At 52.1% G+C, this 13,115-nt stretch carries 9 protein-coding genes, 13 tRNA genes and 2 rRNA genes; 2 read left to right on the forward strand and 22 right to left on the reverse strand.

Annotated elements, in window-relative coordinates; genetic code table 11:
* Positions 1-33: 33 nt before the first annotated feature.
* The 5 genes from HQN87_RS19760 to rbsK all read right to left on the reverse strand — a co-directional run bounded on the left by HQN87_RS19760 (position 34) and on the right by rbsK (position 5,044).
* On the reverse strand, positions 34-678 hold the full coding sequence (locus HQN87_RS19760; protein WP_246553283.1) for a PepSY domain-containing protein: 645 nt from the start codon (positions 676-678) through the stop codon (positions 34-36).
* Complete coding sequence (locus HQN87_RS19765; RefSeq protein ID WP_173136870.1) at positions 678-2,042, reverse strand: sensor histidine kinase; 1,365 nt, start codon at positions 2,040-2,042, stop codon at positions 678-680. Before HQN87_RS19765 ends, HQN87_RS19760 begins: the two co-directional genes overlap by 1 nt.
* Positions 2,039-2,731: a response regulator transcription factor gene (locus HQN87_RS19770; RefSeq protein WP_173136872.1), complete on the reverse strand. Its 693-nt coding sequence runs from the start codon at positions 2,729-2,731 to the stop codon at positions 2,039-2,041. The genes HQN87_RS19765 and HQN87_RS19770 overlap by 4 nt, the downstream gene beginning before the upstream one ends.
* Positions 2,732-2,845: 114 nt before the next feature.
* A complete protein-coding gene (gene aroD / locus HQN87_RS19775) occupies positions 2,846-3,610 on the reverse strand; it encodes a type I 3-dehydroquinate dehydratase (protein ID WP_173136874.1) in 765 nt (254 codons plus the stop codon).
* A gap of 495 nt (positions 3,611-4,105) precedes the next feature.
* The gene (gene rbsK, locus HQN87_RS19780) at positions 4,106-5,044 is read right to left on the reverse strand and encodes a ribokinase (protein WP_173136877.1); all 939 of its coding nucleotides are present in this window, start codon (positions 5,042-5,044) and stop codon (positions 4,106-4,108) included.
* Positions 5,045-5,378: 334 nt separating this feature from the next.
* Here rbsK and glgP point away from each other — a divergent pair, with 334 nt between their 5' ends.
* Entirely contained in the window at positions 5,379-6,995 is a 1,617-nt protein-coding gene (gene glgP / locus HQN87_RS19785; protein WP_173136879.1) for an alpha-glucan family phosphorylase, read from the forward strand.
* 262 nt (positions 6,996-7,257) lie between these two features.
* Positions 7,258-8,712: a catalase KatA gene (gene katA / locus HQN87_RS19790; protein WP_173136881.1), complete on the forward strand. Its 1,455-nt coding sequence runs from the start codon at positions 7,258-7,260 to the stop codon at positions 8,710-8,712.
* Between the two features lie 190 nt (positions 8,713-8,902).
* On the opposite strand, the gene HQN87_RS19795 is transcribed toward katA, so the two are convergent.
* The 17 genes from HQN87_RS19795 to HQN87_RS19875 all read right to left on the reverse strand — a co-directional run.
* Positions 8,903-9,745: a DNA-binding protein gene (locus HQN87_RS19795; RefSeq protein ID WP_173136883.1), complete on the reverse strand. Its 843-nt coding sequence runs from the start codon at positions 9,743-9,745 to the stop codon at positions 8,903-8,905.
* A 175-nt stretch (positions 9,746-9,920) separates the two neighbouring features.
* Complete coding sequence (locus tag HQN87_RS19800) at positions 9,921-10,874, reverse strand: helix-turn-helix transcriptional regulator (RefSeq protein ID WP_173136885.1); 954 nt, start codon at positions 10,872-10,874, stop codon at positions 9,921-9,923.
* Positions 10,875-11,055: 181 nt separating this feature from the next.
* Positions 11,056-11,126 (reverse strand) — tRNA-Gly (locus HQN87_RS19805).
* 12 nt (positions 11,127-11,138) lie between these two features.
* Positions 11,139-11,212 (reverse strand) — tRNA-Pro (locus HQN87_RS19810).
* Positions 11,213-11,371: 159 nt separating this feature from the next.
* Positions 11,372-11,448 (reverse strand) — tRNA-Arg (locus tag HQN87_RS19815).
* Positions 11,449-11,458: 10 nt separating this feature from the next.
* Positions 11,459-11,533 (reverse strand) — tRNA-Gly (locus HQN87_RS19820).
* A gap of 7 nt (positions 11,534-11,540) precedes the next feature.
* A tRNA-Leu gene (locus HQN87_RS19825) sits at positions 11,541-11,624 on the reverse strand.
* 16 nt (positions 11,625-11,640) lie between these two features.
* Positions 11,641-11,716: transfer RNA gene (locus HQN87_RS19830), tRNA-Lys, on the reverse strand.
* A gap of 26 nt (positions 11,717-11,742) precedes the next feature.
* A tRNA-Gln gene (locus HQN87_RS19835) sits at positions 11,743-11,817 on the reverse strand.
* Positions 11,818-11,911: 94 nt separating this feature from the next.
* Positions 11,912-11,989: transfer RNA gene (locus HQN87_RS19840), tRNA-Asp, on the reverse strand.
* A 75-nt stretch (positions 11,990-12,064) separates the two neighbouring features.
* Positions 12,065-12,138 (reverse strand) — tRNA-Met (locus HQN87_RS19845).
* A gap of 33 nt (positions 12,139-12,171) precedes the next feature.
* Positions 12,172-12,247, reverse strand: a tRNA-Val gene (locus HQN87_RS19850).
* 116 nt (positions 12,248-12,363) lie between these two features.
* Positions 12,364-12,438: transfer RNA gene (locus HQN87_RS19855), tRNA-Glu, on the reverse strand.
* Positions 12,439-12,478: 40 nt separating this feature from the next.
* Positions 12,479-12,568, reverse strand: a tRNA-Ser gene (locus HQN87_RS19860).
* A gap of 4 nt (positions 12,569-12,572) precedes the next feature.
* Positions 12,573-12,648 (reverse strand) — tRNA-Asn (locus HQN87_RS19865).
* A 51-nt stretch (positions 12,649-12,699) separates the two neighbouring features.
* A 5S ribosomal RNA gene (gene rrf, locus HQN87_RS19870) occupies positions 12,700-12,816 on the reverse strand.
* A gap of 77 nt (positions 12,817-12,893) precedes the next feature.
* Positions 12,894-13,115, reverse strand: a 23S ribosomal RNA gene (locus HQN87_RS19875); the annotation flags it as partial.

Here is a 13,115-nt window from a genome sequence, read left to right on the forward strand (position 1 = left end):
GTACTCTGCGAGGCCCCCAAACCTCAAAAAAGCTCAGGAGTTCCCCCCGTCCGGCTCTTCCCAGGTTACTGACATAATGCCGCCCGATATGGCGTTCACCTGGACTACAGCTTCCCTTCCGTCTGAGGTCTTAATCTCCACCAGATAGTACGCACCTGATTCGTTGATGCCGGTATCCACATCATCCGGCTTCCCCGGCACCTCCTGCAAAGCCAGCCGGACAGCTTCATCCTCCGAGACCACGCGCTGCGCAGACGGGGACGGCGTAGGGGGCGGTGAAGGGGATGGCGAGGCAGCAGCTCCGCCCGGAAGGGCCCCGGACACTGAAGGCGTTGGCTGGACCACCGGTTCAACGGTATGCTTCAATAGCACGATAGATATAATCTCACCCGTGGCTCCATCCAGCTTAAGCTTATACCACCCCTGCACGGTCTGAAGCTCCGCAATATATTGTCCGGCTTGAAGCTCCAGGCTCCCCACCTTTCCGGGATATTCGTTCAGCACTGCCTGCTCCGCCTGCTCTCTGGACAACAGCGGTTCGGATTGCTTCCCGAATATTCGCAGTGCCGCCCAGACCAGCACAAGAAGGATAACTATGACGATAGCAGCCTTGATTACCCTGCTCTTGTTCATTCGTTGCTTATTCACTCGTTCCTTGTTCACTTGTCCCTTATCCATTAACCTCCCCCCTGCTCTTTAGCCGCAACCTCGATCATCACCGAGGTTCCCCGGCCTACAGCGCTATCTATGGATAACTTCGCTCCAATAGCATCTGCGATCTCGGCAGCGAGCGACAGCCCCAAGCCTGCACCTCCGCCCGCGCGGCTCCTCGCCTCATCCACTCTGTAGAAGCGGTCGAAGATCTTAGGCAGCTCCTCGGGAGGAATCCCGATGCCCTGGTCGGTAATGACTATCCTCCGCTCCTGCCCGGAAGCTTCCAGGCTGACAGTGATTGCCTCATCGCTATATTTGCGGGCATTGTCCAGGAAGATGAACAGCAGCTGCCTCAGCTTCGCTCCATCGCTGTATCCTTCAACCGGGCCCTTGGACTGAACAATGATCTCTCTTCCGTAGGCATTATGAAAGACCTTGGCCGAGGCACGGACCAGCTCTTCGAGATCAAGCATGGTCAACTCAAGATCCGAGTGTTCATGATGCTTCGCCAGCAACAGCAGCTGCTCGGTCAGCTCCTTCATCCGAACCGCTTCGGAATGGATAGCTTCAACGGATTCATTGAACAGCTCGGGATGGTCCAGCCCTCTGCGCTTCAGCAGACTGGCATAGCTCTCGATTACCGTCAGCGGGGTACGCAGCTCATGTGACGCATCCGATACGAATTTCTCCTGCTTCACATGGTTGCTCTCCAGAAGCGCGATCATCTCATTGAAGGTGTGTCCCATCTCCGTCAGCTCATCCCTGGAGGTCTCCTTCAGCGTAAGTCTGCGAAATTTCCCGCTATTGCGGATCTCCCGCATGGTAGCCGTCATGTGGACGATCGGGCGCATAATCAGCCCCGCCAGCAGGCGGCTGGATAACAGCAAGGGCAGCAGCACCAGAGCCGTGGCCCCGGCAAGCACAAGCCGCAGTACACGCAGGGTATTCATAGTACTCTCCAGACTTTTGGTTGTCTGGACATTCCTGACGTTCCCGTCTGTCCAGATGACCGGAATGCTCACGAATGCATAAGAGCGTCCGCCCGTCTGAATCCTCTTAATCTGCTTGTCTGTATAATAGACCGGCTTCAGCCGGCTGATCTCCTGTTCGGAGGCAGAGGTAACAGGGGCAGGACCGCTTCCGTCTGCAGACAGCAGCCGGAGCATTCCTTCAATCGGCACATAGGCCCGGAGCAGCTCCTGCGCTGCCACCCCTTCTCCCGCCCTTCTCATATCCGCGGCAATCCTTGCCGTCTCTGCAGCTGCCTGCTCCAGCTGACTGTCTATCGACAACCGGCTGAACATCAGGTAGATGAACAGGTTCATCATCACAAGCAGTACAGCAAACAGCACACTGGAGTAGAGATGTATGGTGCTCCGCAGCTTCATGGAGAATCCTTCAGCACATAGCCGATGCCCCGCACGGTATGAATCAGCTCTTCCTGATTATCCAGCGTAAGCTTCTTGCGGACATAGCGGATGTAGACGTCCACGATGTTCGTATCACCGTAATAATCATAACCCCAGACCGCTGTCATAATCTGCTCCCGGTTCAGCACCTGCTGCTTATTCTTCAGCAGATACACCAGCAGATCGAACTCCCGCGGCGTCAGCTCAATCTGTCTGCCCGCCCGGACTACCTCACGCGTAGCTTCGTTCAGTTCAAGATCATCCGCCCGCAGCAGCGAGGCTGCTTCCGCCGTCTTCCGGCCTGAGGCCAGCCGCAGCGCAGCGCGGACCCGGGCCAGCAGCTCCTCTATTTGAAAAGGCTTGGTAATATAATCATTCGCCCCCAAATCAAGCCCTGATACCTTATCCTCCACCGAGCTTTTGGCAGTCAGCAGCAGAACGGGAGTATCTGCATCCACTGCCCGGATACGCCGCAGCAGCTCTATTCCGCTGAATCCGGGCAGCATCACATCCAGCAGCAGCAAATCCGGCTGCTGCTCCTGATACAGCTCAAGCCCCTGGTGGCCGCTGCCTGCAATGGCTACACGATACCCCTCGCATTCCAGCTCAATCTGCAGCAGACGGGCAATTCTCACCTCATCCTCAACAACCAGAATGGATTCTGTCATGAATATCCCTTCCTCTCTGCCTGGGTGCAAGTGATGTGCCATTGTTCAATTGGCTCAGGAACACCCTACTCTTCGAATCCGTATTTGCGTATGCACAGGCAACCGCAGCAGAAGTTATAAGCTGCGGTGCAGCAGCTCCAGCACCCTGCGCAGCTCGGTAACCGCTACCTGACCGGGAGCGGATGGCTTATGGGCCGCCCCGAAGGTCAGTGCCGAGCCGAAGATCTCTCCGGCCAGGCGGCTGATCACGCCCTCACCGGCCATCGACATCGTGATGATCGGACGATCCGCGTACTGCTCCTGCATCAGGTTCGTTGCTGCCAGTAGGGTCAGCACATCTCCCGCCTTCTGCGGCATCACGGCAATCTTCGGCAGGTCGCCGCCAAGCTCCTGTGCCCGGCGCAGCCGGGTTACGATCTCTTCCAGAGGCGGCGTCCCCTGGAAGTCATGATTCGAGACAATCACGAACACCGCCTGCTCATGCGCCGCTGCAATCAGTCTGCGGACATCCGCTTCCTCATTGAACAGCTCCACATCCACAATATCCACCAGTCCGCTCGCTATCGCAGCTTCGTTGAGCCGGATATAATATTCCGTGGAGATCTCCTTCTCCCCGCCTTCCCTGGCGCTGCGGAACGTGAAGATCAGCGGAACCTCCGGCAGTAGCTGCCCAATTTCCCGTAGAGCCTCCGTTACCGCTCCAAGATCCTCCACTTGGTTGAAGTAATCACTCCGCCACTCCACCACATCCGGTGCCAGAGCCTTAAGCGCCTCCGCCTCTTCCCGAAGCCCGGATAACGTCGTTCCGACCAGCGGAACGCAGATCTTGGGGATTCCCTCCCCCAGGGTTACATTCTTGACGGTTACTGTACCGCTCATCGTTTCAGCTCCTTATGTATCAGGCCATGCCTGAGAATTTGAGATTTAGCCGCTCAACCCGCAGAGCTGCGGAGAATGACCTACCGCAGAGCTCTGCGGGTTCCATTTGAGGGTAACTCTATAGATTGTACTTGTCCTTCTTCTACAAATCCTGCTAATACTACAACATTTCTCTCATCCTATCGGCCCAAATCCTAAATTGTTGTACAAAAGGCAGGATCTCACCTTTTTCAAGCAGGCTAGCCGGAATATTCTTGTAGTTTATACAACAATCCTTCTAAATACTTGGCTATCCAGAATCAAAGCTGCAAATTGTGCAACATTTATGGAAATCCGCAGACGGACACTGCTTCCGAAGCTAGCTTTTCTGTGGAAAGCTATCAGGCAGACTTGCTATTACGTCCGGTACCAGGGATAGCTTAAGAGGAGAGCTGGTTGGATTGGATAGCTGATGCTGGATTCGCGCCGTATAAACTATAACTGTATTTTGTGCAACTACTGTTCGCCACGCTCCGCATCAGCAGCCTGCTGCAGGAATTGCTCCACCTCATCCAGCCGGGGCAGCGACGAGATCGCTCCCGCCTTGCCGACAGCCAGGGCACCTACAGCATTCGCGAACCGGACCGCTTCATCCAGCGTCTTCCCGCGGGTAAGCTGCCAGGCCAGCGCCCCGTTGAAGGAATCTCCGGCAGCTACTGTATCGACAGCGTGGACCGGGAAGCCGGGAACATGCAGGCTTCCCGCTGCATTCACGATCAGCGCTCCTTTGGAGCCCAGGGTGACGATAATGTGCTGAACCCCTTTTTGCAGCAAAATCCGTGCCGCACGCTCCGCATCATCAATGCTCTCTACAGTAATACCGGCCAGAATCCCCGCCTCTGTCTCATTCGGAGTCAGGTAGGTTACATGCCGGAGCAGTTCGTCACCAAGCGGCCGGGCCGGAGCCGGATTAAGAATCACCGGAATCCCGTGCCGGGACGCAATAGCCGCCGCAGCCCCGCACATCGCCAGATCCGTCTCCAGCTGCATGACCACTATCCGGGCTTGGGCAATAACAAATTCAAGGGCTTCAATATCCTCCGGGGTCATCTCCACATTCGCACCCGGCACTACAATAATACGGTTCTCGCCAGCGCCATCCACCACAATCGAAGCTACCCCTGTAGCCTGGGACTCGCTCCGTGAGATGTACTCCGTATGAATCTGCTCCTGCTGCATAATCTCCAGCAATCCGTTGCCGAAGGCGTCCTTCCCCACTCTGCCGATCATCGTTACATCTGCACCAAGCCGGGCCGCAGCAACAGCCTGATTCGCTCCTTTTCCGCCCGGAGACAAGGCAAAGCCTTGACCGAACAAGGTCTCACCGGCTTCCGGTGCACGCTCTGCCCGTACGACCATATCCATATTCAGACTTCCAATTACAACTATACTCAACCTTCTACACCACCACTTGGTTTATTTTCATTACGTATGCGCCTTGAAGGCTGCCTTCTCCATACAAAGGACAGCAGCGGCGGCATTACCGATTATGCTCCCCTTATATTATGGCCTTCTGCCAGGTTAATCAAATTTTTATTATACGGGCCGCAGGCTGTAATTCGTCACCGAAACTTCGCTGTGCTTTTTAAGCATAACTATGCTAGAATAATTGTGCAATCGCTTCCAGAGCATGTCTCTCCCCATTTGAGCAAACGTTTGCATCTTAGATACAGCCTACAGCAATTCCTATCCCCGGTACCATCTAATTCGTATTTAGGAGGCTTATCAAGTGAGCGAGAACCAGTTACCGTCAGTAGCTTATTTCAGCATGGAGTACGGACTGCATTCCGACTTCAAAATGTACGCCGGAGGTCTGGGCATTCTGGCCGGAGATTATATCAAAGGCGCACAGGATATCGGGGCTCCCATCATCCCTATTGGACTCAAATGGAAACAAGGCTACACCGATCAGAAGATTGATGCAGACGGCAACCCCTACGACTCCTATCATAACTACGTGTATGACTTCCTGGAAGATACAGGCGTCAGCGTAACGGTAAAAGTCAGAAAAACCGATGTCGTCTGCAAAGTGTGGAAGACAGAGCATTTCGGAAACCGTCCGCTCTATTTGCTGGATACGGATATTCCCGAGAACAGCGACGCCTGGATCACAGGCCAGCTCTACGGCTGGTTCGGGGAAGAGCGCATTGCGCAGGAGATCGTCCTTGGAGTCGGCGGCGTCAAAGCCATGCGTGCCCTGGGGATTCCAATTGATGTGTATCACTTCAATGAAGGACATGCGGCTCTGGCAGCGATCGAGCTGATCCGTGAGAAGATGTCCGGCGGCAGTACCTTTGAAGAAGCCTGGAAAGCTACACGGGAAGAGGTTGTGTTCACTACACATACACCGATTAAGGAAGGCAATGAGACCCATCCGCTGGATCGTCTCGAATACATGGGAGCCTTCGGCGGCTTAACCCGCGACCAGATGGAGCGGATCGGCGGCGACCCCTTCAACATGACGGTTGCCGGTCTGCGGCTGTCACGGATCTCGAACGCGGTTGCCCAGCTTCATGCCGATACCGCGAACAAAATGTGGAAGGAAGTCGCCGGCAGATCAGAGATCATCGGCATCACCAATGCGATTCACACCCCTACCTGGGTAGATGAGCGGATGACCCGTGCCTTCGAGGAGGGCGGCGACCTGTGGGCCGTGCATAAGGAGATCAAGCAGGAGCTGATCGGTTTCATTGAGGAACGCTCCGGCATCGCCCTGAATGCGGACCATCTGCTCATCGGCTTCTCCCGCCGGGCGGCTCCCTACAAGCGCAGTGACCTGATCTTCTCCCAGCCGGAGGTGATTGAGCCTTATCTGGAGAGCGGCAAGATCCAGATTGTATTCTCCGGCAAAGCGCATCCGCTCGACGACAACGGCAAAAAGATCGTCAGCAACCTTGTAGCCATGATGAAAAAATATCCGAAGAGCGTAGTCTTCCTGGAGAACTACGATATGACCATCGGGGCACAGCTGACCCGCGGCTCGGATATCTGGCTCAACAATCCGCGCAGACCGCTGGAAGCAAGCGGAACCTCAGGCATGAAGGCCGCCATGAACGGCGTCCTGAACTGCTCGATCCTTGACGGCTGGTGGCCGGAAGCCTGCATAGACGGAGAGAACGGCTGGCAGATTGGTGACGGCTTCGAGACTACCGATTTTGCAGTGCTCGACAGGCACGACAGTGACGCTCTATACGACACGCTTCTGAACCGTGTCCTTCCAGTCTTTTATGAGGATCAGGCACAGTGGGTACAGATGATGCACCGCAGCATCGAGACCACCCGCACCGAGTTCGCCACCAAACGTATGCTGGACGAATACTATACCAGAATGTACATTCCAAGCTAATTAGCCTCCACCAACAGCACCTCTATCCATACATTCACCACCGGTCTCAGACCGCCAGAATCCATGGCCCTTCACGTTTATACGTGGAGGGTTTTGTTCAAATTTCTCCCTGAAAGAGGGGCAGATCGAACATGAACCAAGCGCCTTCCGCATATTGTTAATTATAATAATTATAAAAAAGGATTGATTTTATTAATTTTTTTGTTATCATGAAACTTATACTTATTCTAAAATCAAATCCTAATACGAGGTGATTGTGTTTATGACTCCGAATCATAACAATAAACTGACTACAAGCTGGGGCGCCCCTGTCGGCGACAACCAGAATTCTATGACAGCAGGCTCACGCGGGCCTACTTTGCTGCAGGACGTTCATTTGCTGGAAAAGCTGGCCCATTTCAACCGGGAACGTGTTCCTGAACGTGTCGTCCATGCCAAAGGCGCCGGGGCCCATGGTTATTTTGAAGTCACCAATGATCTCTCCCAATATACGAAGGCTTCCTTCTTGTCTGAAGTCGGCAAACGCACACCGATGTTCATCCGCTTTTCCACTGTTGCCGGAGAATCGGGGTCTTCCGACACCGTGCGCGATCCTCGCGGCTTCGCCGTGAAATTCTATACCGAAGAAGGCAACTACGACCTGGTCGGCAACAACACGCCTGTCTTTTTCATCCGTGATGCGATTAAATTCCCGGACTTTATCCATACCCAGAAACGCCATCCGCAGACCCATCTGAAGAACCCGAATGCCGTCTGGGACTTCTGGTCCCTCTCTCCTGAATCTCTGCACCAGGTTACGATTCTGATGTCTGACCGCGGCATTCCGGCTACCCTCCGTCATATGCACGGCTTCGGCAGCCATACCTTCAAGTGGGTCAATGCTGAAGGCGCGGCCGTGTGGGTGAAGTACCATTTCAAGACAGAGCAAGGCGTCAAGAACCTCGATGTTACACTGGCTGCACAGCTTGCCGCTGACAACCCGGATTATCATACGGAGGACTTGTTCAACGCTATTGATAAGGGGGACTTCCCGGCCTGGAGACTGCACGTGCAGATCATGCCTGTAGAGGATGCCGACACCTACCGTTTCGATCCGTTTGATGTCACCAAAGTATGGTCCCAGAAGGATTATCCGCTGATTGAGGTTGGCCGTATGGTGCTGGACCGCAACCCTGAGAATTACTTCGCTGAAGTGGAGCAGGCTACCTTCTCCCCCGGCTCATTCGTGCCCGGCATAGAAGCTTCCCCTGATAAAATGCTTCAGGGCCGTCTCTTCGCATACGGGGATGCCCACCGGTACCGGGTAGGAGCGAATCATAACCATCTGCCGGTTAACCGGCCCATCGCAGAGGTCAACAATAATCAGCGCGACGGCGCAATGAATGCTACGAATAACGGAGGAGGCTCCGTCTATTATGAGCCCAACAGCTCCGGCGGAGCTACCGAGTCACCGCAGCATAAACCGGCTGCATTCGAAGTCTCCGGCCAGGCGGACAGTGTTCCTTATGACCATGACGATCACTACACCCAGCCGGGTGACCTGTACCGTCTGCTGAGTGAAGAGGAACGTGCCCGGCTTGTGCGCAACATTGTAGGCGCCATGACTCCAGTGCAGTCCGACGAGATCAAGCTTCGCCAGATAGGTCATTTCTTCAAAGCTGATCCGGAATTTGGACGGCGTATCGCTGACGGGCTGGGGCTGGCTGTAACCGAGTAACCTGGAAGCAGCAGCAAAAAGGGGTAAGCATCGCTTACCCCTTTTTTGCATTATATACTACTTATATTTCCAGAATAATAAGACAGAGAATTCGGATTAGTGTCCTGCTCCATGATTGTTGATAGATATATTACCCGAGGATGCTGATAGATGACCGCCTGCGCTTACCGTTGTTACAACTACGCTGGAGCTAATCAACAATACGGCTGTTAATAACGAGATCGCCTTTTTCATCTTTTAAAAACTCCCTCTCTAAGATATTTTTCATTATATTTTGATAAGATTCTTGTTGTTCTGCAGAAGCATGGCTCCGGATATGCTCATAAAATGAAACAATCTTCCGAAAGCCTGTCCCATCATAAAGTTTACTACTTATTACCAAAATATAGAGAGTCAAATTAATTGCATCATGAATTTTTTCCCTTTTATACAAATAAATTGCACTAAGATGCATGTAGTCTATGTAGTACCGTATGTCTTCCTGCTTCTCTCTACAGCTCAATTCCTTCAACTGATCATGAAATTCATCCAGTACCCAATCAATTGAAAAGTTGTATTTAATGGCAGATTCCAATACTGTAATCAGGCAGGCAAGCAGTTCCTCCTTGTCACCTGTACGAATGAATTCAACATAGTCAGCGAGCACTTCTACCTTACCTTCCAGCAGATCAATAACGAAGGTGTTAGCAATAGCAATGTTCTTGTAGTATTCCACTTCAGCGTAAGCTTCATGATCCAGATTCTTAACCCAGCTCATATCCGAATAGAGTCCTATGCACTTTCTTGATTCAGCGAGGTTACCCAGCTTTTGATAGGCAATGCCCTTCATGCACAAACTGTAGCCGAGGTAATACGCTATATTTTTCTTCAGGTAAGGCTTCTTTGCACCCTGTTGACGGGAGCCGTAGGTTAGAACCGCAAGTTCAAAGAGCTTATCTGAAATCTCGAGAATTGCTGTCCAGTTCTCCCATGAAAACGAAACTTTAAGCATATCTGTCAAAGAGTCTTCATTCATCCCATCCAGTTCCAGCAATTTCTATCTTGCCTCCTATCATTCCATTATATTCCAATAATACTCTGCTTCCCGGCTCTGGTCAATTATTTCCCGGCAGATATATCTCTAAATAACCCCTTATTTCCCAAATGAGCATAATAATCTTATCATTTCGACATATTCTAGCTAAAATTTGTAATTAATTAACATCTAATTACTGCTGGTACACCTCCAGCCACTGCTCCAGTTGCAGCTTCAGTCCGGTTCTGGCGGATTCCGGCTCCAGGATCTCCGCATTAGGGCCATATTGCAGCACCCACTTCGTGAATTCTTTCTCATTATTAACGGTAACTTCAAACAGCATCGTACCATCTCCTTCGTCACTCATCCGCGGGTGTACGAACAGCTCCTCTTCTCTGATGTAACGCGCCACCTCTGGATGAAACCGTACCTTGAACGTAATATTCCGGGTGCCTCGGTTAATCGACCATGTATTTTTTAAGTAATGTTTAATATTGAAATTCCCCTTATCAAAAGTGGAGGCCGTCATCTCTACCTGCTGAAAACGGCTAATCCGAAAAGTGCGGATGGCTCCCTTCAGATGGCAATAGCCAATCAGATAAAAGCGCTGATCACGCGGGACCAGATAATAGGGGTCAATCTCCCGTGCAGTAGTCGCATTACGGGATTGCGAGTGATAAATGGTCCGGATGCTGCGCTGCTCCAGAATCGCCCCGATTAGCGGCTGCAGGAAATTCCGGCTCTCCTTGCGGTAGGCCGGGGTGCCCATTTGGATAATATCGGCAATATTCTCCAGGATTCCATTCTGCCTGGATTTCTCCTTAAGATGCGTACCCATCACCTTGTCGTAAGCGGAATGAAAGCCCGGCGGGATCTTACCCTGATTCAGTACCGAAGGCAGCAGCGAGAAAGCCAACGACTCCTGCTCAGAGAAATCCAGCGGATACATGAAGAACTTCCCCATGAACCTGTAGCCCGTCCCCCTTCCCTCATTCGTAACCGGGGCAAAATGGCTGATCACCTCAAGATCCCTGTAGATCGTTCTAATATTCACCTCGCACCTGAAGGCCAAGTCTGCCGCAGTAATCCCGGGATTGGCCTGAATTGCATTAATAATTTTGAAAATCCGAATCACCTTGTCTGTCATAACGAATGCTCCTTAGCTTCCACGTAAATGTCACCTATGATTTCCATAGCTATACTATATCAGTTCTACCGGAAGATAACTGTCTGCAAAAACACTCGCGGCAACCTCTTGCAACTCCCCGCTGTACGCAAAAAAGTCCGCCAACCAATTATGGTTGACGGACTTCTACGGCAAATATTTAAGCGGGTGATGGGAATCGAACCCACGCTATCAGCTTGGAAGGCTGAAGTTCTACCATTGAACTACACCCGCAAAGGTGAAATATCGGGATGACACGATTTGAACATGCGACCCCCTGGTCCCAAACCAGGTGCTCTACCAAGCTGAGCTACATCCCGTTAATACAAGTGAAGCGATGATTCAATGAAGTAATAATGGCGCGCCCTGAGAGATACGGATGCTGCGCATCCGATTGCGAAGTTGTGCTATCGAAGACAATGCTCCAACGAACTCGTTCGAATCTTGAGGACACTTTGATGATTCAATGAAGTTATAAATGGCGCGCCCTGAGAGATTCGAACTCCCGGCCTTTTGATTCGTAGTCAAACGCTCTATCCAGCTGAGCTAAGGGCGCAAAATCTATATGGAGCGGACGACGGGAATCGAACCCGCGACCCTCGCCTTGGCAAGGCGATGCTCTACCGCTGAGCCACGTCCGCAAAAACATGGTGCGCGTGAAGGGACTTGAACCCCCACGTCGTGAAACGCCAGATCCTAAGTCTGGTGCGTCTGCCATTCCGCCACACGCGCACACGTTACAAGAAAATGGTGAGCCATGAAGGACTCGAACCTTCGACACCCTGATTAAAAGTCAGGTGCTCTACCAACTGAGCTAATGGCTCTCATGAGAAAAACAATCAAAAATAGATGGCTGGGGATATAGGAATCGAACCTATGAATGACGGAGTCAAAGTCCGTTGCCTTACCGCTTGGCTAATCCCCAATATTATAATTAGCAGAACACTACGGAATCGGGTGGATACTCTATACTTCGAGATATAGGATGCTCAAACCCTGACATCTTAATACCATAAAAATGGCGGAACCGACGGGATTCGAACCCGCGATCTCCTGCGTGACAGGCAGGCATGTTAGGCCAACTACACCACGGTTCCATGTTTGGCACTTTGGGGTCCCCGGAAAGTACTCGGAATATGCTACAGAGCATCTCTTCACTTTGTGGGGATAAATTGCGGGGGCAGGATTTGAACCTGCGGCCTTCGGGTTATGAGCCCGACGAGCTACCGGGCTGCTCCACCCCGCGTCATTGGTAAAGATCTATTCAGTTAATCATAGATGGTGGAGGCTGAGGGGTTCGAACCCCCGACCCTCTGCTTGTAAGGCAGATGCTCTCCCAGCTGAGCTAAGCCTCCATGTATGACTCGTATGGGATACTCTCCACTCCGTTACGAGATTGCGAAGTATTCCTAACGATGCCTATGCTTCAACGAACCCAGGGAATTCTCATCCCATTCATCGAAGAAGAAATTGGTGACTCGTATGGGATTCGAACCCATGTTACCTCCGTGAAAGGGAGGTGTCTTAACCCCTTGACCAACGAGCCATGTTATGTGAAAAGTATTGCTTGTACAAAAGTAATGCTACGGAGAGAGAGGGATTCGAACCCTCGAGACGCTTGTGGCGCCTACACGATTTCCAATCGTGCTCCTTCGGCCAAACTCGGACACCTCTCCATGGTGGCTCCCCGAACAGGACTCGAACCTGTGACAACTCGATTAACAGTCGAGTGCTCTACCAACTGAGCTATCAGGGAATATGTAACCAATAAGGGCAAAAAAAATACCACAGTGTGTGTGGATGGTCCGCTTGGCGGCGTCCTACTCTCCCAGGACCCTTCGGTCCAAGTACCATCGGCGCTGGAGGGCTTAACGGTCGTGTTCGGGATGGGTACGCGTGGAACCCCTCCGCTATCGCCACCAAACGGGCATTTACAGCGTAAATGCTTCAGGATTTGATTCCTGAAAACTGAATCCGAAACGAATCTGTGTGTTAGTGTATTTGGATAAGCCCTCGACCGATTAGTATTGGTCAGCTCCATGCATTGCTGCACTTCCACCTCCAACCTATCTACCTCGTCGTCTTCAAGGGGTCTTACATACTGGGAAATCTCATCTTGAGGGGGGCTTCACGCTTAGATGCTTTCAGCGCTTATCCCGTCCGTACGTAGCTACTCAGCCATGCTCCTGGCGGAACAACTGATGCACCAGCGGTACGTCCATC

It is taken from the genome of Paenibacillus tritici (genome assembly GCF_013204885.1).
Taxonomy (GTDB): Bacteria; Bacillota; Bacilli; order Paenibacillales; family Paenibacillaceae; genus Paenibacillus_AQ; species Paenibacillus_AQ tritici.